This window comes from Lentzea californiensis (genome assembly GCF_024648825.1).
In the GTDB taxonomy this organism is placed as follows: domain Bacteria; phylum Actinomycetota; class Actinomycetes; order Mycobacteriales; family Pseudonocardiaceae; genus Lentzea; species Lentzea californiensis.
Genome location: NZ_JANBBE010000015.1, coordinates 161,377 through 186,212 on the forward strand (window position 1 = coordinate 161,377; position 24,836 = coordinate 186,212).

A 24,836-nucleotide genomic window follows, 5' to 3' on the forward strand; every position below is an offset into this window, starting at 1 on the left:
CGCCCGCCCCGGCCAGAAGGCCGAGGTCAGGCGCCGTGAAAGCAGCTACTTGTTGCGCTTGCCGTAACGCGCCTCGAAGCGCGCGACGCGACCGCCGGTGTCCAGGATGCGCTGCTTGCCCGTGTAGAACGGGTGGCAGTTGGAGCACATCTCGACGCGAACCTCGGCAGCCGAGGTGCTGCGCGTCATGAACGTGTTCCCGCAGCTGCAGGTCACTTCGGTGGGGGTGTACTCGGGGTGGATGCCAGTCTTCAAGATCTTGTCCCTTTCAAGGATGGCCGCCGGGTCCCAGTTGGTGAACGGGTGAACCGGAGCCGGACTCGACCATTTAGTTTGCCAGACCGTTCAACACGTGCAAAAACGCGGTTGTTCCCGAAGCCGATCGGTGGCTTATGTCACAACCGCTTAACCTCCGCGATACGCCGTTCGGCGCAAGGTGTCGCCGTTCGACCAGATACGGCTCCATGTTGTTGGACGGCGTCCATCAGACTGTGTGCCGTGTTCTGCACCGCTGAGCGGCCGATGAACCAGCCCGTGTGGCTGGCACTGCCGTTCCTCTTCTCCGCCGCCGTGTTCGGCCTGATGGGGTCGGCAGGGCTGCTCACTGCTTCCTGGACCACGGTGCCGCTGTCACCGGTCGTGTCGGGAGCCGGGGTGGCCGTGGCCGCCGCCGTCTCCGGCGGGGTGCGGTGGAGGCGGGGGTGGCAACGGGCCTGGCTGCGGTGGCCGTACCTGGCCGCGGTGCTGGCGCTGGGAGTCCTGGTGGGCGCGGTGGAGGTACCCGCGCTGGCCGCGACGGTGGTGGGGGTGCCGGTGCTGCTGGCGCTGGTGTTCCAGCTGCTCGTGCAGAACGACGAGAACCGTCAGGCCGCCGGCTGCCGTTGAGGTGCCCAGGACCGGCATTCGAGTGAAGAGCGATGAAAAAGCCCCCGCTGACCTGCAGCGGGGGCTTTTTCACGTGAAACTCACACGGCGTCAGTCCTGCTCGGCGCCGGGCGTCGTCTTCGCGACCTGCATCAGGAACTCGATGTTGGTGCGCGACTTCCGCAGCCGGTCCAGCAGCAGGTCGATCGCCTGCTGACCGTCGAGCGCGTGCAGCACCCGGCGCAGCTTGTGCGTGACGGCCATCTCGTCCGGCGAGAGCAGCAGCTCTTCCTTGCGGGTGCCCGACGAGTCGACGTCCACAGCTGGGAACGTCCGCTTGTCCGCGATCTTCCGGTCGAGCTTGAGCTCGGCGTTACCCGTGCCCTTGAACTCCTCGAAGATCACCGAGTCGCCGGCGGAGCCGGTCTCGACCAGCGCGGTGGCGATGACGGTCAGCGAGCCGCCGCCCTCGATGTTGCGCGCCGCACCGAGGAAGCGCTTCGGCGGGTAGAGCGCGGTCGAGTCGACACCACCGGACAGGATGCGGCCGGAGGCCGGTGCCGCCAGGTTGTACGCACGACCCAGACGCGTGATCGAGTCGAGCAGCACGACGACGTCGTGGCCCATCTCGACCAGGCGCTTCGCCCGCTCGATCGCGAGCTCGGAGATGGTCGTGTGGTCCGACGGCGGCCGGTCGAAGGTGGAGGCGATGACCTCACCCTTCACCGAGCGCTGCATGTCGGTGACCTCTTCCGGACGCTCGTCCACCAGCACCACCATCAGGTGGCACTCGGGGTTGTTCGTCGTGATCGCGTTGGCGATCGACTGCAGCACCGAGGTCTTGCCGGCCTTCGGAGGCGACACGACCAGGGCGCGCTGGCCCTTGCCGATCGGCATCACCAGGTCGATGACACGGGTGGTGAGGATGTGCGGCTCGGTCTCCAGGCGCAGACGCTCGTTCGGGTAGAGCGGCGTCAGCTTGGTGAAGTCCGGGCGGTTGCGCGCCTCGTCCGGGTCCAGGCCGTTGATCTTGTCGACGCGGACCAGCGGGTTGAACTTCTGGCGCTGCTGCTCCCCGTCGCGCGGCTGGCGGACGGCGCCGGTGAGGGCGTCGCCACGGCGCAGGCCGTACTTGCGGACGAGCGAGAGCGAGACGTAGACGTCGTTCGAGCCGGCGAGGTAGCCGGAGGTGCGGACGAACGCGTAGTTCTCCAGCACGTCCAGGATGCCCGCGACCGGGAGCAGGACGTCGTCGTCGCGAACCTCGGTCTCGCGGTCGACACGACCGCCGCCACCCTGCTCGTCGCCACGGCCACCACGACGGCGGCGGTCGCGGAAGCGGCCACGGCGGCCACCGTCGTCGTCACCGTCGGGCTGGCCGCCACCCTGGCGGTCGCCTCCGCGGTCACCGCGGTCGGAACGCTCGCCGCGGTCGCGGTTGCGGTCACGGCCGCCGCGCTCGTTGCGGTCACCGCGGTCGGAACGGTCACCGCGGTCGGAACGCTCGTTGCGTTCGCCCCGGTCCTGACGTTCTCCCCGGTCCTGGCGCTCGCCGCGCTCGGAGCGCTCAGCACGCTCCGGCCGGTCGGTGCGCTCGGCACGGTCGGTCCGCTCGGGACGCTCGGTGCGCTCGGTGCGCTCGGGACGGTCGGCCCGCTCAGCACGCTCGGAACGCTGCTCCTGCTGCGGCTGGCTCTCGCCCTCGGCGTTGCCGCCGCCACGGCCGGAACGGCGGCGACGGTTTCCACGGCGCCCCCCGTCCTCGGACGAGCGGGAGTCGTCAGACGCGCCGGACTCGGCGGCAGCGGGCTTCTCCGCTACCTCGAGCTGCTGCTGAACAGGCTTCTCGACGACCTTTTCGGTCACCTTCGCGGCGGGCTTTTCGGCGGGCGCCTCGGCCTTCGCGGCGACCTTCTCGGTCTTCGCGGGCTTCTCGGCTTTCGCCGGGGCTCCGGAGCCCTGCTTCTCCTTGATGGCCGCGATCAGGTCGCCCTTGCGCAGGCCTGCGGTTCCGGTGATGCCCATTTGGCCGGCGAGCTCGCGCAACTCAGCGAGCACCATGCCGGACAGACCCGCGCGGCGGCGCGGCGTCGTGCCGTTCGATGGGGTGGACAGAGCGTTCTCCTCGGCTCCAGAACCAGCGGCAGCTGCGACTTCGCTGCTCAGCAAATCGGTGTTGGTCACACAAGTCCTTCCTGACCAGGCCCCGCCTCCTACGTGGCCCAGCGGACCCGCCTTCCCACTTCAGCGGGGAACGGCGGTCAAGTCCGATGAAGACGGAAGCACGACGGCTTCCCTCGAGCACGGGACTTTCTCAGATCACACGGCGATCGGGTGCCTTTTCGCGTCCGCCCCGCCCGCACGGCACAGAGCCGGAACACAAAAGGATTGCGACCCGGAACGAATGTCCGAGCGCGACACCGGCGCCCGTGCGCGCAGTGACTGATCGCCCCCGAGGGTAGACGCAGGTCCTCCGGCATGCAACAACCGGGGTCGGGTGTGTCAGTCCAATGGACGAACGCGCACGCCGGCGGCGTCGACGTCGAGTCTGCGCACGTCGAAGCCGTGCGTGTCGACCTCGGCCGGAAGATCACCGAAGGCGATCACGGTGGGTCCCGCTCCGCTCACGCAGGCGGGAACTCCCAGCTTGCGAAGATCGTTGATCACCCGAACGGTGTCCGGCCATGCGGGCTCGCGGTAGTTCTGGTGGAGTCGATCCTCAGTAGCCGCAAGGAGGACCGTCGGATCGGACGTCAGCGCGTGCACCGCGAGGGCGGCCCGCCCCGCGGCGTGCGCGGCGTCGGCGTGCGGCACTTCGGCCGGGAGGAGGCCGCGCGTGGTCTTGGTGGACGACTCCTGCGAGGGGATCAGCACGACCGGACGCACGCGTGCGTCCGCATCCATCCGGACAGCGCGGTACCGCTCTCCCTCGGACCAGGCAACGACGACGCCGCCGAACAGGGAGGCCGCCGCGTTGTCCGCGTGCCCCTCGAACTCGGCGGCGATTTGCAACGCCGTCGTGTCCAACTCGCGACCCTGCAGGGTGAACCCGGCTACGACACCCGCCACGATCGCGGCGGCCGACGAGCCCAGCCCCCGTGCGTGCGGAATGGTGTTGCGGCACCTCAGAGCCAGGCCGCCGGTGTAGCCGGTGGCGCGAACGGCCCGCACGACGAGATGGGTCTCGTCGAGCGGGACATCGCCTGATCCGGCACCGTCCACGGTGACCGAGAGGCCGTCGACGCCTTCGCCGCCGGCCACCTCCACGTCGTCGTACATGCCGAGCGCCATGCCCAGCGCGTCGAACCCCGAGCCGAGGTTCGCGGTCGACGCGGGAACGGAGACGAGGAACTTCACGCCAGCTCCAGCGCGTGCGCGACGGCACCGGGGTCGACCGGGACCGGCTCGACCTCGGTGGTGCCGAGCAGAGCCGTGTCGGGGTCTTTCAGACCGTGACCCGTGACGGTGCACACAACGGTGGAGCCCTTCGGCAGCCTGCCGTCCTCGGCGGTCCTCAGCAGACCGGCGATGGACGCGGCCGACGCGGGCTCGACGAAGATGCCCTCGGACGAGGCCAGCAGCCGGTACGCGCTGAGGATCTGCTCGTCGGTGACGGCGTCGATGAGGCCGCCGGACTCGTCACGGGCGTTGACCGCGCCCGTCCACGACGCCGGCGAACCGATCCGGATCGCGGTCGCGATGGTCTCCGGGTTCGGCACCGGCTGGCCGCTGACCAGTGGAGCGGCGCCCGCGGCCTGGAAGCCGAACATGCGCGGCAGGCCCTTGTCGTACGACGTGTAGCCCTTCCAGTACGCGGTGATGTTGCCCGCGTTGCCGACCGGCAGGCAGTGCACGTCCGGCGCCTGGCCGAGCACGTCGCAGACCTCCCACGCGGCGGTCTGCTGACCGACGAGGCGCACCGGGTTGACCGAGTTCACCAGGGTGACCGGGTACTCGGCCGCTGTCTTCGACGCCAGCTCCAGGCAGTCGTCGAAGTTGCCGTCGATCTGCAGGATCTTCGCGCCGTGCATGACGGCCTGCGCCAGCTTGCCCATCGCGATCTTGCCGCTGGGCACCAGCACGGCCGCCGTCAGGCCCGCCTTGGCCGCGTAGGCCGCGGCGGACGCCGACGTGTTGCCGGTGGAGGCGCAGATGACCGCCTTCAGGCCGGAGGCGAGCGCGTACGTCATGGCCACGGTCATGCCGCGGTCCTTGAACGAGCCGGTCGGGTTCGCGCCCTCGACCTTGACCCAGACGTCGGACCCGGTGGCGGCGGAGAGGCGCTTCGCGTGCACCAGCGGCGTGCCGCCCTCGTGCAGCGTCACGACCTCGGCATCGGAACCATCACTCAGGCGCGGGATCTCGATGCGGTCCCGGTAGGCGTTGATGAGACCGGGCCAGCCAGCTCTCGAAGCACTCACTCTTCGCCCTCCACCCGCATCACGCTGACGACGTCCCGCACCACGGGGAGGCCACCGATTTTGTCCACAGTGGACCGCAGCGCGGCGTCGGTCGCCGCGTGCGTGACGATCACCAGGCTGGCGTCCTCGACGCGGCCTTCCTGGCGCACCGCGGCGATGCTCACGTCGTGCTCGGCGAACACCGCGGCGACCTGCGAGAGGACACCGGGCTTGTCCGCCACGTCGAGGCTGATGTGGTAGCGGGTCGGCGTGTTCCCCATGGGCTGCGGGGTGAGCGCGGCGTAGGCCGACTCGCGCGGACCGTGCCCGCTCGCGACCATGTTGCGCGCCACGGCGACCAGGTCGCCGACGACCGCGCTCGCCGTGGGGGCGCCACCGGCGCCCTGCCCGTAGAACATCATCTCCCCCGCCGCGTCGGCCTCGACGAACACCGCGTTGAACGCGCCGTTGACGCTCGCCAGCGGATGCGTCCTGGGGATCATCGCCGGGTGCACTCGAACGGCGACTGATTCCTGACCGGACGGACTGGTGACGCGCTCGCAGATCGCGAGCAGCTTCACCGTGCGGCCGAGGCCCTTGGCCGCCGCGATGTCCGCCGCGGACACCGCGCGGATACCCTCGCGGTACACGTCCGACGCCGTCACGCGCGTGTGGAACGCAAGGGACGCAAGGATCGCGGCCTTCGACGCGGCGTCGAACCCGTCGACGTCCGCGGTCGGGTCGGCCTCGGCGTAACCGAGGCGCGAGGCCTCTTCGAGCGTCTCGCTGTACCCGGCGCCCGTGGCGTCCATCGCGGACAGGATGAAGTTCGTCGTGCCGTTCACGATGCCCATGACGCGCGTGATCCGGTCTCCCGCAAGGGATTCCCGCAACGGGCGCAGCAACGGGATCGCGCCGGCGACGGCGGCCTCGAAGTAGAGGTCGGCACCGGACGCGTCGGCCGCCTCGAACAGGTCGGGGCCGTGCTCGGCGAGCAGCGCCTTGTTCGCCGTCACGACGGACTTGCCCGCCCGCAGCGCTTCGAGCAACAGCCCGCGCGTGGGGTCGATACCGCCGATGACCTCGACGATGACGTCCACGTCGGCGCGCTTCACGAGCGCCTCGGCGTCCGTGGTCAGGAGGTGCTCCGGCACTTCACGGTGTTTGTTCGGCCTGCGCACGGCGATGCCCGCGAGCTCAACCGGCGCACCGATGCGCTGGGTGAGGTCCTCGGCCTGGTCCGTCAGCAGCCGGACTACCTCCGTGCCCACCGTGCCACATCCCAGCAAGGCGACCCGAATCGGTTTCACGGCTTTCATACCTCCAGACGGAACAGATCGTCCTCGGTCTCACGACGCAGCAGGAGCCGCGCCTCTCCATCGGCCACCGCGGCTAGCGCGGGCCGTGGAAGTCGGTTGTACCCGCTCGCCATCGAGTAGCAGTAGGCCCCTGTGGCAGCGATCGCAACCAGGTCGCCCGGCGCCAGGTCGTCGGGCAGCCAGCAGTCGCGCACCACGATGTCGCCGGACTCGCAGTGCTTGCCCACGACACGGCACAACACGGCCCTCGACTCGGGCTCGGCGGCGCGCGACACGAGCTTGCAGTCGTAGACCGCGTCGTAGAGAGCAGTGCGGATGTTGTCGCTCATGCCGCCGTCGACGCTGACGTACCGGCGCCGCGCGCCACCGTCGAGCTCGATGTCCTTGATCGTGCCGACCTCGTACACGGTGACCGTGCCGGGGCCTACGATCGCGCGGCCGGGCTCGACCGCGATGCGAGGCATGCTCAAGCCGTTGTGCTCGCACTCCTTCTGCACGATGTTGTGCAGCTGCCGCGCGAGCTCGGCGGGCGGGGGCGGGTCGTCGTCCGGCGTGTAGGCGATGCCGAGACCGCCGCCGAGGTCGACGACGTTCAGCGACGGGACCTCGCCGTGCTCGGCGCGGATCTCCGCGAGCAGGCCGATCACGCGGCGCGCGGCGACCTCGAAGCCGGAGGCGTCGAAGATCTGCGAGCCGATGTGGCTGTGCAGGCCGACGAGCTCGAGCCCACTGGCCTTCAGCACGCGGCGCACCGCCTCGGCCGCGTCGCCGGAGGACAGCGAGAAGCCGAACTTCTGGTCCTCGTGCGCGGTCGCGATGAACTCGTGCGTGTGGGCCTCGACGCCGACCGTCACGCGGATCAGCACCTTCTGCACCACACCGCGGTCGCGCGCGATCTGGTCGAGGCGCGCGATCTCGTGGTACGAGTCGAGCACGACCCCGCCGACGCCCGCCTCGACGGCCGCGATCAGTTCGGGAACGCTCTTGTTGTTGCCGTGCAACGCGATGCGCTCGGCCGGGAACTCGGCGCGCAACGCGATGGCGAGCTCGCCGCCGCTGCAGACGTCGATGGAGAGGCCTTCCTCGGCCACCCACTTCGCGACCTGCACGCTCAGGAACGCCTTGGAGGCGTAGTGCACGAGCGTCGGGTCGCCGAACGCCTCGGCGTGCTCACGGCAGCGCGCGCGGAAGTCCTGCTCGTCCATGACGAACAACGGCGTGCCGTACTGCTCGGCGAGCCCGCGCACGTCCACGCCCGCGAGCTCCACGACGCCCGCGTCGTTGCGCCGCGCGTTGCGCGGCCACACGTTCGGGTGCAGGAAGTCGAGCTGTTCGGCGGTGGAAGGGCGGTCGCCGGCGGTGGTGCCGGATGCCATGACGTCGGCGTGCCGGGGTCCGGCCGGATGCGCGCGCATCACATGCGCTCCGGGGCGGTCACGCCGAGCAGGCCGAGGCCCGCGGCGAACACGCGCCTGGTCGCGTTGACGAGCTGAAGCCTGACCTGGTGCAACGGAGTCGTCTCCTCATCGCCGCGCGGAAGGACGCGGCAGTCCTGCTGGAAGCGGTGGTACGTGCCCGCGAGCTCTTCGAGGTAGCGGGCGACGCGGTGCGGTTCACGCAGCTCGGCGGCGGTGGCCACCACTCGCGGGAACTCGCCGATGGTGCGGATGAGGTCGCCCTCGCGCTCGTGGGTGAGCAGCGCGAAGTCCTCATCTGGGGTGATGCCGAGATCAGCGGCGTTGCGCAGGATCGACGACGTGCGCGCGTGGGCGTACTGCACGTAGTAGACCGGGTTCTCGTTGCTGTGTTTGCGCAGCAGGTCGAGGTCGATGTCGAGGCCGGAGTCGACGCTCGAGCGGATCATGGCGTAGCGGGCGGCGTCGACACCGACCGCGTCGACCAGGTCCTCCATCGTGATGACGGTGCCCGCGCGCTTGCTCATCCGGACGGGCTGGCCGTCGCTGACGAGGTTCACGAGCTGGCCGATGAGCACCTCGACGCTCGCGGGGTCGTCGCCCAGTGCGGACGCGGCGGCCTTGAGGCGCGCGATGTAGCCGTGGTGGTCCGCACCGAGCATGTAGATGCAGAGGTCGAAGCCGCGGCCGCGCTTGTCGACGAGGTACGCGATGTCGCCCGCGATGTACGCCGGGTTCCCGTCGCTCTTGATGACCACGCGGTCCTTGTCGTCACCGAAGTCCGTGGACCGCAGCCACCAGGCGCCGTCCTTCTCGTACAGCGAGCCGTTCGCCTTCAGCTTGGCGATCGCCTCCTCCACACGGCCGCTCTGGTGCAGCGAGTCCTCGTGGAAGTAGACGTCGAAGTCGGTGCCGAAGTCGTGCAGGCTGCTCTTGATCTCCTCGAACATGAGCCCGACACCGATCCTGCGCACCGTCTCCGGGTCGCTCAGCGCCCCCGGCTCGCGGCGCAGCACCTCGGCGGCGATGTCGCTGACGTACGTGCCCGCGTAGCCGTCCTCGGGGGCGGGCTCGCCCTTCGCGGCGGCGATCAGCGACCGGACGAACCTGTCGATCTGCGCGCCGGCGTCGTTGAAGTAGTACTCGCGCGTGACCTCGGCGCCGCGGGCCTGCAGGACCTTGCCCAGCGCGTCGCCGACGGCCGCCCAGCGCGCGCCACCGAGGTGGATGGGGCCGGTGGGGTTCGCGGAGACGAACTCCAGGTTGATCCGCTCGCCGCCGAGCTCGGCGCCGGTGCCGTAGCCGGGCTGCAGCGCCGCACGAACGATCGCTCCCTGGGCCTCGGTGGCGATGGTGAGGTTCAGGAAGCCCGGACCGGCCACGTCGGCCTTCGCGATGGCGTCCTGGGCCAGCAGGGCCTCGGCCAGCCACGTCGCGAACTCGCGCGGCGCGACGCCCGCTTTCTTGGCGAGCTGGAGCGCCACGTTCGTGGCGTAGTCGCCGTGTTCGGGGTTCCTGGGTCGCTCGACCGTCACCTGCTCGGGCAGAGCAGAAGCGTCCAGACGTCGGTCGGCCAGCAACCGGGCAACCGTGGTCCGGACCAGATCGGCGAGCACTTCAGGAGTCACGCCCCGAGAGTCTAGAGAAGCGTTGTCGCAGGTCTCGACCGGGTTACCGGGTCTCGGAGGGTGAGACGGCAAGTGTTAACGCGCACGTGGTATCGCACTGCGCTGACAGTGACCAGACACGATGTCCCTACACTGGCGCCGGTTGACCAGGACGACATCTGAGGCGGACATGACCAGCGGCAAGAAGACGAAGGCCACACGCAACAGCGTGGCCGCAGCCCGTTCCTCGGTGGTGGCGAGCAAGCCGAAGCCGTGGGGCACGATCCTCGCGGTGATCGCTGTGCTGGCCCTCGCGGGCGGTGTTTTCGGATATGCGTACATGCAGATCCACGAGAACAACGTCAAAGAGGCCGCCCTGGCCAAGTGGAAGCCCTCGGACACGAACAAGGACCCGTCGACCGCGCTCGCGGGCATCGTGACCAAGGAGTACAAGGGCTCCCGCCACGTCGAGCCGACCCAGCGCGTCGCGTACGACCAGACCCCGGCCTTCGGCGGCCCGCACGACGCCCAGTGGGCCGACTGCACCGGCGTCGTCTACGACAAGGCCGTGCGCACGGAGAACATGGTCCACGGCCTGGAGCACGGCGCCGTGTGGATCGCGTACAACCCCGACCAGGTCAAGGACGACGCGCTCACCAAGCTGAAGGCCAAGGTCGAGGGCATCCCGTACATGATGCTGTCGCCGTTCCCCGGCCTCGACAAGCCGGTCTCGCTGCAGTCCTGGGGCCACCAGCTGAAGCTCGAGAAGGCCGACGACGAGCGCGTCGACCAGTTCATCTCGTCGCTGCTGCGCAACCCGAACACGTACCCCGAGGTCGGCGCGTCTTGCGAGAACACGGCGTTCCTGTCGAACCCGGCCCCGTTCGTGGCCGAGAAGCCGGGCGCCGACGCCGTGCCGATGGACGGCGGCAAGGACGACTCCGTCACCGAGGGCCAGCCCCAGACCCCCAGCACGCCGCCCGCGTCGGGCTCCGCCTCGACGCCGCCGTCGAGCTGATGACCCTGCCCGAAACCGGCGAGGTGTCCGGCCGCCCCTCAGGGGTGGTCCGGACCCTCGTCATCGGCGCAGCGGTCCTCGCCGTGCTCCTGCTGGGCGCGGCCGTGGGCCTGCTCGTGAAGCTCCCCGGCTCCAGCTCGACCGCCGCGGCCCCGGCCTCCGGCTCCGTGGACGTCGGCTTCTGCCAGGACATGGCCATGCACCACCTGCAGGGCATCCAGATGGCGAACACCGCCAGGGACCGCTCGACCAGCCCGGAGATCCGCCAGCTCGCGTTCGACATCTCCTCCACCCAGCTCGAGCAGGTGGGGCGGATGAAGGGCTGGCTGATGATGTGGAACGAGCACGAGCAGAACCTCTCCGGGGTCTACATGAAGTGGATGGACGCGGCGGGAGTTCACGGCCACGGCGCCACCACGCCCGAGGCCGGCAAGCCGATCATGCCCGGCATGGCCACGACGGACGAGCTGACCAAGCTGCGGACGATGCCCGCCGGGGACGCGTTCGACGTGTACTGGCTGCAGCTGATGCTCCGCCACCACATGGGCGGAGCCCCGATGGCCGAGTACGCCTCGTCCGCCGGCGGTCAGACGTTCGTCCGCACGCTGGCCGACAACATGCTGAAGTCTCAGTCCTCCGAGACCGAGCTGATGAAGGACTACCTGGCGAAGCGCGGAGCCGCCCCGCTGCCGTAGCCCAGTGCTTCCTTGATGAGGGGAGCTTTCATAAACCTCAGGTTTATGAAAGCTCCCCTCATCACTTTCACTCCCGCGCCGGTGCCCTGGCCCCATGGACAACCGCCTACCTCCGAGTAACGTGGGTCACACCTACTGGGAGGTAACCCATGACCGTCGACGAGCGCGCGGCCAGGCAGGTCGCCGAACAAGCACGGGAAACCCGCTGGCAGCGACCGAGTTTCGGCAAGGAGCTCTTCCTCGGTCACTTCCGCATCGACCTCATCCACCCGCATCCGAGTGGTACCGCCGAGGACCGCGAACGCGGCGAGGCGTTCCTGGAGAAGCTCCGCAAGTTCACCGAGTCTCACATCGACAACGCCGTCATCGAACGCGACGCGCAGATCCCCGACGACGTGCTGAAGGGCCTCAAGGACCTCGGCGCGTTCGGCATGAAGATCAAGCCCGAGTACGGCGGCATCGGCCTCACCCAGGTCTACTACAACAAGGCCCTCATGCTGGTGGGCAGCGCCAACCCCGCGCTCGGGGCCATGCTCTCCGCCCACCAGTCCATCGGCGTCCCGCAGCCCGTCGCGATGTTCGGCAGCCCCGAGCAGAAGCAGGAGTTCCTGCCCCGGTGCGCCAAGGGCGAGATCACCGCGTTCCTGCTCACCGAACCGGACGTCGGCAGCGACCCGGCGAGGCTCGGGACCATCGCCACGCCCGACGGTGACGACTACGTGCTCAACGGCGTGAAGCTCTGGACCACCAACGGTGTCGTGGCCGACCTCCTCGTCGTCATGGCCCAGGTACCGGACAAGGGCATCACGGCGTTCGTCGTGGAGGCGGACGCCGAGGGCATCACCGTCGAGAACCGCAACGCGTTCATGGGCCTGCGCGGTCTGGAGAACGGCGTTACGCGGTTCCACCAGGTCCGCGTGCCCAAGAAGAACGTCATCGGCAGGGAAGGCGCCGGGCTCAAGATCGCGCTGGCCACCCTGAACACGGGCCGTCTCAGCCTGCCCGCCCTCTGCGCGGGCAGTGCGAAGTGGTGTCTCAAGATCGCGCGCGAGTGGTCGTCGGAACGCATCCAGTGGGGTCTGCCGGTCGGCAAGCACGAAGCCGTCGCCGGCAAGATCGCCTACATCGCCGCGACCGCCTACGCGCTGGAAGCCGTGCTGGACCTCAGTTCCGAGCTCGCGGACGCCGGCAAGCACGACATCCGCATCGAAGCGGCGCTCGCCAAGCTCTACGCGTCCGAGAAGGCCTGGCTGGTGGCCGACGAACTGGTCCAGATCCGCGGCGGCCGGGGCTACGAGACGGCGGAAAGCCAGGCGGCGCGCGGAGAACGCGGCGTCGCGGCCGAGCAGGTCCTGCGGGACCTCCGCATCAACCGGATCTTCGAGGGCTCGACGGAGATCATGCACCTGCTGATCGCCCGCGAGGCGGTGGACGCGCACCTCAGCGTCGCCGGCGACATCATCGACCCGGACGCCGACCGCAACGCGAAGGTGAAGGCAGCGGCCAAAGCAGGCGGCTTCTACGCCAAATGGCTGCCCACGCTCGTCGTCGGCAAGGGTCAGACCCCGGCCGGCTACACGGAGTTCGGGCCGCTCGCCAAGCACCTGCGGTTCGTCGAACGGTCAGCGCGCAAGCTGGCGCGGCAGACGTTCTACGCCATGTCGCGGTGGCAGGGGAAGATGGAGCGCAAGCAGCGGTTCCTGAGCCGGATCGTGGACATCGGCGCCGAGCTGTTCGCGATCAGCGCCACGTGCGTGCGGGCCGCGCAGGACGAGAACCCCAACGCCCAGGCGCTCGCGGACGCGTTCGCCAAGCAGGCGCGGATCCGGGTCGACGAGCTGTTCGAGAAGCTCTGGAAGAACACCGACGACAGCGACCAGGTGCTCGCCAAACAGGTCCTCGACGGCAACTACGCCTGGCTCGAGGAGGGCGTGGTCGACTCGTCGATCCCAGGCGGCTGGATCGCGGACTCCACGCACCACGAGTCGACGGCGGACAACGTCCACCGGCCGACACCTCGATAGCCCGTTGCTGCACTGGGCAGGCTGATGGTGGTGCGGGCGCGGCACCTGCCCAGTGCACGGCCGGTAGGGGGCTACGTCCCCCGCATCCCCCTACCGGCTCCCCTTGCAACGGAAGGACACAACCCTCCAGGAGGAGGTTCCGGTAACGCTAAGCCACAAAACACCGTTAACAGTTACGACAATTGAGTGAACTACCAGGTGAGGGGTACTCAACTACTCTCAGAGAGTCACTGCGAATACCCATTCACGAGCGGCTTCTAGGCCCATCGCGATGGCCCCGGAGAGCACCGCTCCGTCGCCGAGCGAGCCCGCCACGATCCGCGGCGCCAGCGGTGTCATCGTGCGCAACGCGGCTTCCAGCGGCTCCAGCAGCAGGTCGACGTTCGACCCGACGCCGCCGCCCAGGACGACCAACTCCGGGTCGATCACCGCGGTGACGGCGGCGACGAGGAACGCGAGCCGTTCCGCTTCCAATCGCACGATCGCCAGAGCCTGAACGTCGCCTTTTCGCGCGAGTCCGAACACTTCACGCGCGGTGCGCGCCGTCAGCCCGCGCTCTCGCGCCAGTGCCACCAAGGATCCCGCCGACGCCGCGTCCTCGAACTGTCCACGACGGACGTCCGAAGAGGACTTCCCGTACGGCAGGAAGCCGACCTCGCCGGCCGCCCCGTGCGCACCGCGGAACAGCGTGCCGTCCACGACGATCCCCATGCCGACGCCGGTGCCCACCGTCGCGCACACGAACACGCGCGCGTCCTGCGCCGCCCCGTAGACGTGCTCGCCCAGGGCCGCCAGGTTCGCGTCGTTCTCCACGACCACCCCGGGCCCGAGCGACGCCTCCAGCCCGGCCAGGACACCCTTCGACTCCCAGCCGGGCAGCTGCGGCGCGTGCCGCACCACCCGTGACCGCTGGTCGATCACGCCCGGGCTGCCGATCACCTTCACCAGGACGTCCGTGAGAGCGATCCCAGCGTCGGCCACCGTCCGCTCGGCAAGGCCGGTCACCGTGCGCACCACCGCGGCGGCCGAGCGGCTGCGGTTCCGTTCGTCCACGCGGGCCACGACGGACCCGCCCAGATCGGCCAGCGCCACCCGGATGCGCTCGCGGCCGATGTCGGCGCCCAGCACGTACCCGGCGGTGGGATTCGACTCGTAGACGACGGCTGACCGGCCGGGACCCGACGTCGTGCGACCGGTGGGACGCACCAGGCCGTGGCGTTCGAGGTCGGCCAGCGCCTGTCCGACCGTCGGCTTGGACAGTCCGGTGTCCTTGGCGATCTGGGGACGCGTGGCCGCACCCGAACGGCGCAGCCGGTCGAGCACAGCGCGTTGGTTGAGCACGCGCATGCCCGCCGGTGTACCCACCTCTGGCGGCTTGCGGTCGCTCACCTGGCGATTCTAGATCTTGATCGACTCCCGTCGCTCACGACCGCGGAGAAGACAGGTTGCGCGACAATTCCCGTCCGCTCCCTTGACAACGATGTCACGTGCAGAAAAGGTCCCCACCAAAAGGGGCAGGCTAGGCGGCGGAAGGGTTGCAATGAGGCAACTGGGGAAGAGAAGAACCAGAACTCTGTTGAGCGTTGCGATCACTGCGACACTGGTGTGTGGCGTCACCAACGGCCACGCGGCCGCCGCACCAGAGGAGCCAGGCGTGGGTTTTTCCTCGTCCTTTGAGGACGGTCAACCGCAACCGTCGTGGGTCAGCACGGTCGAGACCGACGCGGCGGGGCAGCCGAAGTCGGCGGGCGTGATCGGCTCGAGCGGCACGGGGCTGCCCGGCAACGTCGCAGACAAGGCGACCTTGGCGGCCAACGGCGAGAACGACGGCTCGGGCGAGGGCAAGGCCCAGCTCATCGACGGCACCACCAGCACCAAGTGGCTGGTCTTCGCCACGACCGGCTGGGTGACGTTCGACTTCAAGACGAACCCCCAGACGATCAAGAAGTACTCGCTCGCCTCGGCGAACGACGCACCGGAGCGCGACCCGAAGGACTGGACGCTGCAGGGTTCGAACGACGGCACGAACTGGACCGTCCTCGACACCCGCACCGGCGAGAACTTCACCGACCGGTTCCAGACCAAGGTCTACGACATCGCCTCCCCGGCGTCGTACCAGCACTACAAGCTCGACATCACGGCGAACCACGGCGCGAACATCGTGCAGCTCGCCGAGGTCGAGCTGTCCGACGGCACCACGACGCCCCCGGCGCCGAACATGCGCAGCCTCGTCGGCAACGGCCCCACTGGCGGCTACACGGCCAAGTCGCGGGTCGGCTGGACGGGTGTGAAGGCGTTCCGCGCCCAGGGCAAGCACACGACCGAGGGCCGTGCGTACAGCTACAACAAGGTCTTCGACGTCGACGTCCCGGTCAACGCCAAGACCGAGCTGTCGTACATGATCTTCCCGGACTTCGTCACCGACAACCTGAACTACCCGAGCACGTACTCGTCGGTCGACCTCGCGTTCTCCGACGGCACGTACCTGAGCGACCTCAAGGCCGTCGACCAGCACGGCGCCGGGCTGTCGCCGCAGGGCCAGGGCGCGGGCAAGTTCCTGTACGCCAACCAGTGGAACAAGGTGGCGTCCACGATCGGCGCCGTCGCGGCCGGCAAGACGATCAAGCGGATCCTGGTCGCCTACGACGGCCCCAAGGGCCCGACGGAGTTCGGCGCCTGGTTCGACGACATCCGCATCGGTGACGTCGTCACCAAGCAGTACGCGAAGCCTTCCGACTACGTGCTGACCACGCGTGGCACGAACTCGAACGGCTCGTTCTCGCGGGGCAACAACTTCCCGGCGACCGCGGTGCCGCACGGCTTCAACTTCTGGTCGCCGATGACCAACGCGGGTTCGATCTCCTGGTTGTACGAGTACCAGCAGCGCAACAACGCGCAGAACCTGCCGACGTTGCAGGCGTTCACCACGTCCCACGAGCCCAGCCCGTGGATGGGTGACCGGCAGACGTTCCAGGTCATGCCGTCGGACAAGGCCCCGACGCAGGACCGCGCGCTGCGGGCGCTGCCGTTCAGGCACGACAACGAGGTCGCGAAGGCGCACTACTACGGCGTGACCTTCGAGAACGGCATGAAGACCGAGATCGCGCCGACCGACCACGCGGCGGTCTTCCGGTTCACGTTCGCCGACACGGGCGAGAAGAACCTGGTGTTCGACAACGTCAGCAACCTCGGTGGTCTCACGCTGGACGCGGCGAACGGCGTCGTCACGGGCTACTCGGACGTCAAGAGCGGCCTCTCCACCGGCGCGACCCGCCTGTTCGTCTACGGCAAGGTCGACAAGACGGTCACGGCGAGCGGCCGGCTCACCGGCGCGGGCCGTGACAACGTGGGCGGCTACTTCTCGTTCGGCGACAAGACCGTCGAGCTGCGGATCGCCACCTCGCTGATCTCCGTCGACCAGGCGAAGTCGAACCTGGAGCAGGAGGTCTCGGCGTCCGACACGTTCGACGCCGTGCGCGACCGCGCCCAGGCCGCGTGGGACAAGATCCTCGGCATCATCTCGGTCGAGGGCGCGTCCGAAGAGCAGCTGATCACGCTGTACTCCAACATGTACCGGCTCTACCTCTACCCGAACTCGGGCTTCGAGAAGGTCGGCGACAAGGTCCAGTACGCGTCCCCGGTGTCGCCGCCGGTCGGTGAGAGCACGCCGACGAAGACCGGCGCGAAGATCGTGGACGGCAAGGTCTACGTCAACAACGGGTTCTGGGACACCTACCGCACGACCTGGCCCGCCTACAGCCTCTTCACGCCGTCCAAGGCCGGCGAGATGGCCGAGGGCTTCGTCCAGCAGTACAAGGACGGCGGCTGGGTCTCGCGCTGGTCCTCCCCCGGCTACGCGGACCTGATGACCGGCACGAGCTCCGACGTGGCGTTCGCCGACGCGTACCTGAAGGGCGTGTCGAACTTCGACATCAAGGCGGCCTACGACGCCGCGGTGAAGAACGCGTCCGTCGTGCCGCCGAGCAACAACGTCGGCCGCAAGGGCATGGACCGCTCGATCTTCCTCGGCTACACCGGCAACGACCAGCTGGACGAGGCGTGGTCGTGGGCGATCGAGGGCTACGTCAACGACTTCGGCATCGCGTCGATGGCGAAGGCGCTGCACGAGAAGACGGGCGAGAAGCGGTACGCGGAGGAGCACGAGTACTTCCTCAACCGCGCCCAGAACTACGTGCTGACGTTCGACAAACGGATCGACTTCTTCCAGAACCGCAACGTCGACGGCTCGTGGCGCGTCGAGGACCCGGCGAAGTACAACCCGCAGGACTGGCGCTACGACTACACCGAGACGAACGGCTGGAACATGGCGTTCACGGTGCCGCACGACGGGCAGGGTCTCGCGAACCTGTACGGCGGGCGGGACAAGCTGGCGCAGAAGCTCGACTCGTTCTTCACCCTGCCCGAGACCGCGAAGTTCCCCGGCGGCTACGGCGGCGTGATCCACGAGATGATCGAGGCGCGGGACGTGCGGATGGGCCAGTACGGCCACTCCAACCAGCCGTCGCACCACATCGCCTACATGTACAACTACGCGGGCAAGCCCTCCGGCACCCAGGAGAAGGTGCGCGAGATCCTGTCGCGCCTGTACGTGGGCTCCGAGCAGGGCCAGGGCTACGCGGGTGACGAGGACAACGGCGAGATGTCGGCCTGGTACCTCTTCTCGTCGCTGGGCTTCTACCCGCTGCAGATGGGCAAGCCGGCCTACGCGATCGGTTCGCCGCTGTTCACCAAGGCGACCGTGAAGCTGGAGAACGGCAAGAAGCTCGTCATCAACGCGCCGAAGAACAACGCGAAGAACGTCTACGTGCAGGGCGTGAAGGTCAACGGCAAGGCGTGGAACAAGACGTCGCTGCCGCACGACCTGCTCTCGGCCGGCGCCACGATCGACTTCGACATGGGTCCCAAGCCTTCTGCGTGGGGCACGGGCGTGAACGACGTGCCGGACTCGATCACCAAGGGTGACGCGGTTCCGACGCCGCTGCGCGACGTGGCTTCGGGCGTTGCCGTTGGTGCTTTGACCGACAACAACTCCTCGACCTCCGCGGTGGTCCGCTCGTTCGACTTCAAGGCCGCGGACGCGAAGGAGAAGGCGGAGTTCTACACGCTGACCAACGGCAAGACGGGCACGTCACCGTCGGCGTGGGAGCTGAAGGGCTCTTACGACGGCAAGACGTGGTCGACGGTCGACAAGCGCTCCGGTGAGAACTTCCAGTGGCAGCAGTACACCCGGTCGTTCAAGATCGCCTCGCCGGGCCGGTACAACTTCTACCGGCTGGAGTTCGCCGGCGACGTGACGCTGGCCGAGTTCGAGCTGATGTCGAAGCCGCTGCCCGCCGCCACCACCACGGTGACGGGCTCGGTCAACGGTCCGCTGCAGGTCAAGGGCGTGACCTATGTGGACGGTGCCACGATCAGCGGCCCGGTGACCGTTCAGAAGGGCGCCACGCTCTACGTCTTCGGCGGCGAGATCAAGGGCCCGCTGTCGGCGGCGGACGCGACCTCAGTGGTCCTGGTCGGCGCTCGCGTGGGCGGTCCGGTGACGGTCCACGGTTCTTCCTCGGAAGTCGCGGTGGAGAACTCCACGGTCGGTGGCCCTGTGTCACTGACGTCGAACAAGACCAGGTCAGTCGTGGCGGCCACCTCGGTCGGCGGGCCGTTGTCCTGCACGGGCAACGACCCGGCGCCGTCGAACAACGGCTTCGCGAACGACGTGAAGGGTCCGAAGGCAGGACAGTGCGCTGGGCTGTAACGCGTAACTGACCTTCATGTAGACGAGAAGGGCCGCGTTCCGTCACGGAACGCGGCCTTTCCCGTTCACCTGAAAGGATCTATCCCTTTCAGACATACTTCGATGAGATCTTGGCAGTTCGCGCACGGTTACTGGGGAGGCTGTTGTGGTGCCGTTCGAACGAGGCCGTGTGTGGGTGGCGGTGCCGCAGCCCAGGCTCCCGGTCGTTCCGTCACGAACCGGCGCGCAGTCCACCAAGGACGGGATCCGCGATCTACCCGGTTCACCACGAAAGCTCCCGGCACCGCTGCGCTGACGAGCCGCCCTCGACCTGCAGCGTCGCGTGCTCGATGTGGTACTTGTTCGCCAGCAACGACTGCGCGGCCTTGAGCACGTTCTCGTGATCCGCCTCCTCCGCGGTCGTGAGGTGAGCCGAAGCCACCTCCATACCGCTGGTGAGCGTCCAGACGTGCAGGTCGTGCGCCTCGGCGACACCGGGGATCTCCGTGAGGGCGGCCTGCATCTCCGTCACGTCGAGCCGCTCCGGCGCGTGCTGGAACAGGATGTGCAGCGCGTTCTTCGCGAGGCTGTACGTCCGCGGCAGCACCCACACGCCGATCAGCACACCCATGATCGGGTCCGCGTACTTCCAGCTCGTGGTGATCGTGATCAGCGCGGAGATGAGCACCCCCACCGACCCGATCAGGTCAGCGAGGACCTCGAGGTACGCGCCCCGGACGTTGATGCTGTCCTTCGCGCCCTCCTTGAGGACGCTGAAGCTGACGAGGTTGGCCGCGAGCCCGAGGCTCGCCGCGATCAGCACCGGCCAGCCGGCCACGCTGGGCGGGTCCTGGAACCGGCCGGCCGCCTCGTAGATCACGTACCCGGCCACCCCGAAGAGCAGCACGGCGTTGGCCAGCGCGGCCAGCACCTCGGCGCGGTAGAACCCGAACGTGCGGTTCTTCCCCGCCTTGGCCCTCCTGGCGACCATGATCGCGGCCAGGGCCATGCCGACCCCGAGCACGTCGGTGAGCATGTGCGCGGCGTCGGAGATCAGGGCGAGCGAGGACGTCGCGAACCCCACGACGAACTCCACGACCATGAAGACCGCACCGATGCCGAACGCGATCCAGAGCTTGCCGGCGTGCTGCCCGCTCGCCGAAGCCGATCCGTGTCCATGGCCGTGACCCATGCTTCGGAACATATAGCGACATGCGCATGAGTGCAATCCGGAGTATTCCTCATCGGGCCCTGGGTGACGGAGGCCACGCTCTGGGTACTACCGGGGGTAGGTGTGAAACACGGTCGCGCGAGTGCGCTAGGATCTTCCACATAGCTACGGCCCCCGTAGCTCAGGGGATAGAGCACCGCCCTCCGGAGGCGGGAGCGCAGGTTCGAATCCTGCCGGGGGCACCACGCAGACCTGCTCACTACGAGCAGAGCGATGCTTCGGAAGGGCCGCGACCGCCTCGGTCGCGGCCCTTTCTGCTGCTCCGACCGTGTCTCCGGTCAGCGTGATGCGACACACGGCAGTCCTCATCTCGTAGTCGTAGTGGATCTCTAGCCGGAGCGCCTCGAACAGCGGTCGCGACACCTCGTCGGGCAAGAGGTCGAGGTCGACCCTCGCGATGGGCAGGCAGTCGAGCAGCTCCGGGTTCACGGCCTCTCGAACCTGGTCCGCGCGGCCTGAAGTTCGACGCGCCGGTTGTTCACGTCCCGCACGAACTCATCGGTCACCTCGGCGGCGACCTCCAAGCTGCGAAGCAGGTTGGTCGACCTCGTTCGGTTGTCACGCAGCGCGCGGCCGATCGCCGCGACTTTGTCCTCGTGCTCCTTCTCCGCGACCTGGTCCTGGTCGGCCTTCCCCGCGGAGTAGAGGCTGCGACGGTAGGGACCGAAGACTTCGTGCACGAGGAACTTGTTGACGCCAACCAGCAGCTCGTCTTCGCGCATGCGGAACATCGGCGGATGACCGTCGGGACGGTAGGCCTTCTTGGGCTGACAGCCGTAGTAAACGGTTCCGGCGTGGTTGGCGTTGCCGAACAGCCGCCTGTGGCAGTGCAGGCAGGACACGTAGCTCCGCAGTCGGTAGACCCGCTTCGAGTCCAGGGCGCTGTTCAAGCCAGGATTTGTCCGCGACCGCTCGCGGCGAGCCGAGACCTGCTGGGCTTGGACGAACGTTTCCAGGCTGATGAGGGCTTCGTGCGTGGGCTCGACCGACCAGACCCATTCCGAGACCGGGTTCGCCTTGTTCTTGCCCGCTCCCTTTCGCGCGCGGCGGTTCCAGACCATGTGCCCCGTGTACTTCGGGTTGGTCAGAACCTCCCGGACGCTGGAGTACGTCCACAAACCGACAGCACGGTCCGGCTCGACCGGCGTCGGTGGCGGATTGAGCACAAGGTCTTCGTTCAGACGATCCGCGATTGCCTGGTAGCCGAGACGCTCGGTCGTTCGCCACGTGTACTGCCGCTGGACACAGGGACCTTCAACCGCATGAATCAGCAGCCGGGTCTTCTTGATGCCCTTGGCCCGCTTGGCGGGAACGGGATGCGGCACAGGGTCGGCCCTGAAGCCGTAGCAAGGCTTGCCGACGTTGTAGCCCTGCTGGGTGTGGGTCTCGAACCCGTCCCAGCTCTTTTCGAGCATCTCCAGCACGTACCACTCGGTGACGCCCTGCTTGACGCGTCTCGTCAGCACCTGCGTCGCAGTCTTGGCCCGGCGACCGACGTCGCCGAGCTGGAACGGCTCGTCGGCCGCGATCAGGCGCACGCCGAGCTGCTCAAGACGACGCTCGATCTCGTTGGAGATGTATGCCCGCCGGCCGACGCGACCGATCTCCTCGCAGATGACCACGTCGAACCGGCGGTCCGGCCGAGCAGCTTCCTCAAGCAAGTCGTGAATGCCGCCGTCGCGTGGCACCGGGATCTCGAACATCTCGTGCGCGCCCCTGGCCGCGCGCGGCGAGGTCCTTCCGGCCCGACTCGATGTCGTAGAAGTGCGCAACGATGACCGCGTTGTCCGGCAGCGCACGGTGGCACCCGTTGAGCTGTCGCGGGATGGAGAGCGTCGGGTCCTGCTGGTCATAGGTGGACGTCCGAGCCGCGAACGCAACCCGGATGAGCCCACTGTCAGCTCGGGCCGCAGGGCCCGACAACGGATGCTCGCGATCTACTCGCCGCGGGCCCGCCCACTCCTGGATTGCTGCTGGGCTACCCACGCAGCCACCTCCCGCAGAACTCGCACCTGCTCGCGGCGGAGCGTTGGAACCTCACGCTCGTCCGCCAGCCGGATCTCGAACTCGAACCTCACCGGCGAGGCATCGTCCGGCGGCCTGCTCGACGACTCAACCATCGCGAGGCCCGCGCGCCGATCCCTCAGTATTGAAGGTAGCACCTTCAGATTCGAGGTAATGGCTCATGACGGAAGCTTTCACCTAGAGGGAGTACGGACTGGAGGCCGACACACCTCACCGCGCCATCGGCCTTGCACCTGCGATTGGAGAAACTGGCCTGAACACGGCGACGCTCACGCGGCGCTGACGGCATGCGACGAAGGGCGTGAGGGAGTGCAGATCCGCTGGCAGCTCCGGCAGGTCATGGCCTCACGGGAGGTCTGGACGGGTGCGGAGCTCCGCCGACTGCTGGAGAAGGACGCCAACTTCGAGATCTCGTCCGCGTCGATGTCCGCCCTGCTCAACCACCAGCCGAGCCAGGTCAAGTGGGAAACGCTTCAAGCCTTGTGCACAGCCTTGAGGTGCACACCGAACGACCTGTTCGGCGTGAGCAATCCTGTGTCAAAGCCTGAGTAACTGCCCGGTCGTCGTGCTGCCACTGGCATACGACCTACGGGCAGCCCTACCTGACTCACCGTCGCGCAAGCCGCGCGCACAGGCCTCGATCGTTGCGTTGCTCAGCCCAACAAGACGACCATGAGCGGTTCCGTCGTCGACCGGATACTCGCCACGCGACGACCAGTGCGAGAGGCGGCCTGTGAGCGTCATCGGCAACGTGATCACCGCCGTGGTGGCCTTGGTCGGCGTCATGCTGGGCGGATGGCTGACACTCCGCAACCAGGACCGCTCTTGGAATCGTGAGCATGCTCGTCAATGGCGAGACATTCGGCTTGCGACCTACAACGAATTTCTGTCTGCCTACCGTCAGTACGTTGCGTTCACACTCGAGCCCACAGCGAACATCGCCGCGATCCCGCACCCACGGTTGCCTGATCAGATGATGCCGTTCTTCGACGAAACTGGGAGACCCTACAAGGAGAAGCTCGAGTCGGCCTTCACTGCGGTCCGGCTTGTGTCTGACCTGCCTGACACAGTCAGGACTTGTGTCTTCCTGGTCCGTGCTGCACGCCAGATCGCAGCTGCCAGAGCCACGCTTTCTGAGTCTGACCTGAGGTTCACCCCGAGCAGTGGACACCGAGTTAGCAGGACCTAGGGTTCTGCTGAAAGGATGTCCTCATGCCTCCTCGTAAACGCCGTTCGTACACGGCCGAGTACAAGGTCGAGGCTGCGCATCGTGTGATCGATTCCGGTCGGACGATCTCTGAGGTTGCCCGCGAGCTGGGGATCGACGCGGGAATGTTGAGCGTCTGGGTCAAGGACGAGCGGCGCCGGATCGCCGCGGCCGAGGCTCACGGGGACACGCCCCTGGAGGCGGCTGAGCTGGCCGAGCTGCAGCGGTTGCGTCGACAGGTCGCCGAGCTCGAGAAGGACAACGCGTTCCTGGTAAAAGCCTCGGCGTACTTTGCCGCGATGCAGAAGAACCGGCCCGGTTCGCTCTGATGGCCAAGTACGCCGGCCCCGACACCATCGCCGGCGTCGCCGACCTGGCCGCGCCTGAGGGCGAACGCTTCGCGATCCGACGCATGGCGCGGCTGCTGGCGGTGTCCGCCTCTGGCTACTACGCCTACGTGAAACGTTGTGCCGCAACGGTGTTGACACCTCGTCAGCAGCGCCGCGCAGACCTGGAGGTGAAGATCACCCAGGCGCACAAGGACTCTGACGGCACCTACGGATCGCCACGGATCACCGCGGAACTGCGGGATCAGGGCGAGGTGATCAGCGCCAAAACCGTTGCCAAGGTCATGGCCGAGATCGGGATCGAGGGCATCAGCCCACGCACGTTCAAGGTCAGAACGACGGTCTCCGACCTGGCGGCATCGTTCCCGCCGGATCTCGTCGACCGCGAGTTCGACCAAGGCCGCCTGGACGCCGTGTGGCTCACCGACATCACGTACTTGTCTTGCGGTGAGGGCGAGATGTTCCTGTGCGCGATCCGGGACGGGCACTCCCGCACAGTGCTCGGCTACAGCGTCGCCGACCACATTAGCGCCGAGATGGTCACCACCGCCATCGAGGCGGCCGTGGCCGCCCGCGGCGGTGAATGTCGTGGCACAGTCCTACATTCCGACCGCGGCGGCGAATACACGGCACACCTGACCGCACAGGCCTGCTTCCGGCACGGGCTGCGCCGATCGATGGGCGCCACCGGGATTTGCTGGGACAACAGCCCAGCCGAGTCGTTCTGGTCGACGTTCAAACACGAGCACTACTACCGGCACGTCTACGCCACGAAGATGGAACTCGTTGCCGCAGTTGACAAGTGGATCCGTTTCTATAACAGTACGCGGCGGCACTCCAAGCTCGGGATGCGCAGTCCCAGCGACTACGAGAAGTCACTCCGAGCGGCTGCCTGAATCTCTTAAGCCCCTGTCCACCGTTCGGGGTGAACCTCA

Annotated in this window: 18 protein-coding genes and 1 tRNA gene; 9 read left to right on the forward strand and 10 right to left on the reverse strand. The window is 67.9% G+C overall.

The genetic code is table 11. The features are described 5' to 3' along the window. Positions 1 to 45: 45 nt before the first annotated feature. On the reverse strand, positions 46 to 255 hold the full coding sequence (rpmE, locus tag LX88_RS38085; RefSeq protein WP_258952610.1) for a 50S ribosomal protein L31: 210 nt from the start codon (positions 253 to 255) through the stop codon (positions 46 to 48). Between the two features lie 243 nt (positions 256 to 498). Here rpmE and LX88_RS38090 point away from each other — a divergent pair, with 243 nt between their 5' ends. Continuing rightward, positions 499 to 885: a hypothetical protein gene (locus tag LX88_RS38090; RefSeq protein WP_258952611.1), complete on the forward strand. Its 387-nt coding sequence runs from the start codon at positions 499 to 501 to the stop codon at positions 883 to 885. A gap of 90 nt (positions 886 to 975) precedes the next feature. Here the strand turns inward: LX88_RS38090 and rho are convergent, their stop codons facing one another. From rho to argS, 6 genes are all read right to left on the reverse strand, one after another. Further along, positions 976 to 3,048, reverse strand: coding sequence for a transcription termination factor Rho (rho, locus tag LX88_RS38095; RefSeq protein ID WP_258952612.1), 2,073 nt, complete (start codon positions 3,046 to 3,048; stop codon positions 976 to 978). Between the two features lie 318 nt (positions 3,049 to 3,366). Next, positions 3,367 to 4,221: a homoserine kinase gene (thrB, locus tag LX88_RS38100; protein ID WP_258952613.1), complete on the reverse strand. Its 855-nt coding sequence runs from the start codon at positions 4,219 to 4,221 to the stop codon at positions 3,367 to 3,369. Then, on the reverse strand, positions 4,218 to 5,285 hold the full coding sequence (gene thrC, locus LX88_RS38105; RefSeq protein ID WP_258952614.1) for a threonine synthase: 1,068 nt from the start codon (positions 5,283 to 5,285) through the stop codon (positions 4,218 to 4,220). Before thrC ends, thrB begins: the two co-directional genes overlap by 4 nt. Further along, entirely contained in the window at positions 5,282 to 6,583 is a 1,302-nt protein-coding gene (locus tag LX88_RS38110) for a homoserine dehydrogenase (RefSeq protein WP_258952615.1), read from the reverse strand. The genes thrC and LX88_RS38110 overlap by 4 nt, the downstream gene beginning before the upstream one ends. Beyond that, a complete protein-coding gene (lysA, locus tag LX88_RS38115; protein ID WP_258952616.1) occupies positions 6,580 to 7,998 on the reverse strand; it encodes a diaminopimelate decarboxylase in 1,419 nt (472 codons plus the stop codon). Before lysA ends, LX88_RS38110 begins: the two co-directional genes overlap by 4 nt. After that, on the reverse strand, positions 7,998 to 9,626 hold the full coding sequence (argS, locus tag LX88_RS38120) for an arginine--tRNA ligase (RefSeq protein ID WP_258952617.1): 1,629 nt from the start codon (positions 9,624 to 9,626) through the stop codon (positions 7,998 to 8,000). Before argS ends, lysA begins: the two co-directional genes overlap by 1 nt. Before the next feature lie 169 nt (positions 9,627 to 9,795). Here argS and LX88_RS38125 point away from each other — a divergent pair, with 169 nt between their 5' ends. The 3 genes from LX88_RS38125 to LX88_RS38135 all read left to right on the forward strand — a co-directional run bounded on the left by LX88_RS38125 (position 9,796) and on the right by LX88_RS38135 (position 13,342). Next, positions 9,796 to 10,623: a DUF3105 domain-containing protein gene (locus LX88_RS38125; RefSeq protein WP_258952625.1), complete on the forward strand. Its 828-nt coding sequence runs from the start codon at positions 9,796 to 9,798 to the stop codon at positions 10,621 to 10,623. Next, positions 10,623 to 11,318, forward strand: a complete 696-nt coding sequence (locus LX88_RS38130; protein ID WP_258952618.1) for a DUF305 domain-containing protein — start codon at positions 10,623 to 10,625, stop codon at positions 11,316 to 11,318. The genes LX88_RS38125 and LX88_RS38130 overlap by 1 nt, the downstream gene beginning before the upstream one ends. Before the next feature lie 149 nt (positions 11,319 to 11,467). After that, the gene (locus LX88_RS38135) at positions 11,468 to 13,342 is read left to right on the forward strand and encodes an acyl-CoA dehydrogenase family protein (RefSeq protein ID WP_258952619.1); all 1,875 of its coding nucleotides are present in this window, start codon (positions 11,468 to 11,470) and stop codon (positions 13,340 to 13,342) included. Between the two features lie 219 nt (positions 13,343 to 13,561). On the opposite strand, the gene LX88_RS38140 is transcribed toward LX88_RS38135, so the two are convergent. Further along, positions 13,562 to 14,731: an ROK family transcriptional regulator gene (locus LX88_RS38140; protein WP_258952620.1), complete on the reverse strand. Its 1,170-nt coding sequence runs from the start codon at positions 14,729 to 14,731 to the stop codon at positions 13,562 to 13,564. Between the two features lie 151 nt (positions 14,732 to 14,882). Here LX88_RS38140 and LX88_RS38145 point away from each other — a divergent pair, with 151 nt between their 5' ends. Further along, complete coding sequence (locus LX88_RS38145; protein ID WP_258952621.1) at positions 14,883 to 19,112, forward strand: GH92 family glycosyl hydrolase; 4,230 nt, start codon at positions 14,883 to 14,885, stop codon at positions 19,110 to 19,112. Between the two features lie 262 nt (positions 19,113 to 19,374). Here the strand turns inward: LX88_RS38145 and LX88_RS38150 are convergent, their stop codons facing one another. Beyond that, on the reverse strand, positions 19,375 to 20,283 hold the full coding sequence (locus LX88_RS38150; RefSeq protein ID WP_258952622.1) for a cation diffusion facilitator family transporter: 909 nt from the start codon (positions 20,281 to 20,283) through the stop codon (positions 19,375 to 19,377). Between the two features lie 149 nt (positions 20,284 to 20,432). Here LX88_RS38150 and LX88_RS38155 point away from each other — a divergent pair. Continuing rightward, positions 20,433 to 20,507, forward strand: a tRNA-Arg gene (locus tag LX88_RS38155). Between the two features lie 240 nt (positions 20,508 to 20,747). Here LX88_RS38155 and LX88_RS38160 read toward each other — a convergent pair. Further along, complete coding sequence (locus LX88_RS38160; protein ID WP_258952623.1) at positions 20,748 to 22,025, reverse strand: recombinase family protein; 1,278 nt, start codon at positions 22,023 to 22,025, stop codon at positions 20,748 to 20,750. A 661-nt stretch (positions 22,026 to 22,686) separates the two neighbouring features. On the opposite strand from LX88_RS38160, the gene LX88_RS44495 reads away from it, so the two are divergent. The 3 genes from LX88_RS44495 to LX88_RS38175 all read left to right on the forward strand — a co-directional run bounded on the left by LX88_RS44495 (position 22,687) and on the right by LX88_RS38175 (position 24,797). Continuing rightward, positions 22,687 to 22,899 (forward strand): helix-turn-helix domain-containing protein, encoded by a 213-nt coding sequence (locus LX88_RS44495; protein ID WP_258952626.1) that lies wholly within the window; start codon positions 22,687 to 22,689, stop codon positions 22,897 to 22,899. A 660-nt stretch (positions 22,900 to 23,559) separates the two neighbouring features. Next, positions 23,560 to 23,883, forward strand: a complete 324-nt coding sequence (locus tag LX88_RS38170; protein WP_258948733.1) for a transposase — start codon at positions 23,560 to 23,562, stop codon at positions 23,881 to 23,883. Further along, a complete protein-coding gene (locus tag LX88_RS38175; RefSeq protein WP_258948734.1) occupies positions 23,883 to 24,797 on the forward strand; it encodes an IS3 family transposase in 915 nt (304 codons plus the stop codon). Before LX88_RS38170 ends, LX88_RS38175 begins: the two co-directional genes overlap by 1 nt. Positions 24,798 to 24,836: the final 39 nt, after the last annotated feature.

What these genes read in the sequence shown, in the direction of transcription:
- LX88_RS38110 (WP_258952615.1), bottom strand. Translation starts at nt 6,583, where the DNA reads ATGAAAGCCGTGAAACCGATTCGGGTCGCCTTGCTGGGATGTGGCACG.
- LX88_RS38145 (WP_258952621.1), top strand. Translation starts at nt 14,883, where the DNA reads ATGAGGCAACTGGGGAAGAGAAGAACCAGAACTCTGTTGAGCGTTGCG.
- LX88_RS38150 (WP_258952622.1), bottom strand. Translation starts at nt 20,283, where the DNA reads ATGGGTCACGGCCATGGACACGGATCGGCTTCGGCGAGCGGGCAGCAC.
- LX88_RS38175 (WP_258948734.1), top strand. Translation starts at nt 23,883, where the DNA reads ATGGCCAAGTACGCCGGCCCCGACACCATCGCCGGCGTCGCCGACCTG.
- LX88_RS44495 (WP_258952626.1), top strand. Translation starts at nt 22,687, where the DNA reads ATGGCCTCACGGGAGGTCTGGACGGGTGCGGAGCTCCGCCGACTGCTG.
- LX88_RS38125 (WP_258952625.1), top strand. Translation starts at nt 9,796, where the DNA reads ATGACCAGCGGCAAGAAGACGAAGGCCACACGCAACAGCGTGGCCGCA.
- LX88_RS38160 (WP_258952623.1), bottom strand. Translation starts at nt 22,025, where the DNA reads ATGTTCGAGATCCCGGTGCCACGCGACGGCGGCATTCACGACTTGCTT.
- lysA (WP_258952616.1), bottom strand. Translation starts at nt 7,998, where the DNA reads ATGCGCGCGCATCCGGCCGGACCCCGGCACGCCGACGTCATGGCATCC.
- LX88_RS38135 (WP_258952619.1), top strand. Translation starts at nt 11,468, where the DNA reads ATGACCGTCGACGAGCGCGCGGCCAGGCAGGTCGCCGAACAAGCACGG.
- LX88_RS38170 (WP_258948733.1), top strand. Translation starts at nt 23,560, where the DNA reads ATGCCTCCTCGTAAACGCCGTTCGTACACGGCCGAGTACAAGGTCGAG.
- LX88_RS38130 (WP_258952618.1), top strand. Translation starts at nt 10,623, where the DNA reads ATGACCCTGCCCGAAACCGGCGAGGTGTCCGGCCGCCCCTCAGGGGTG.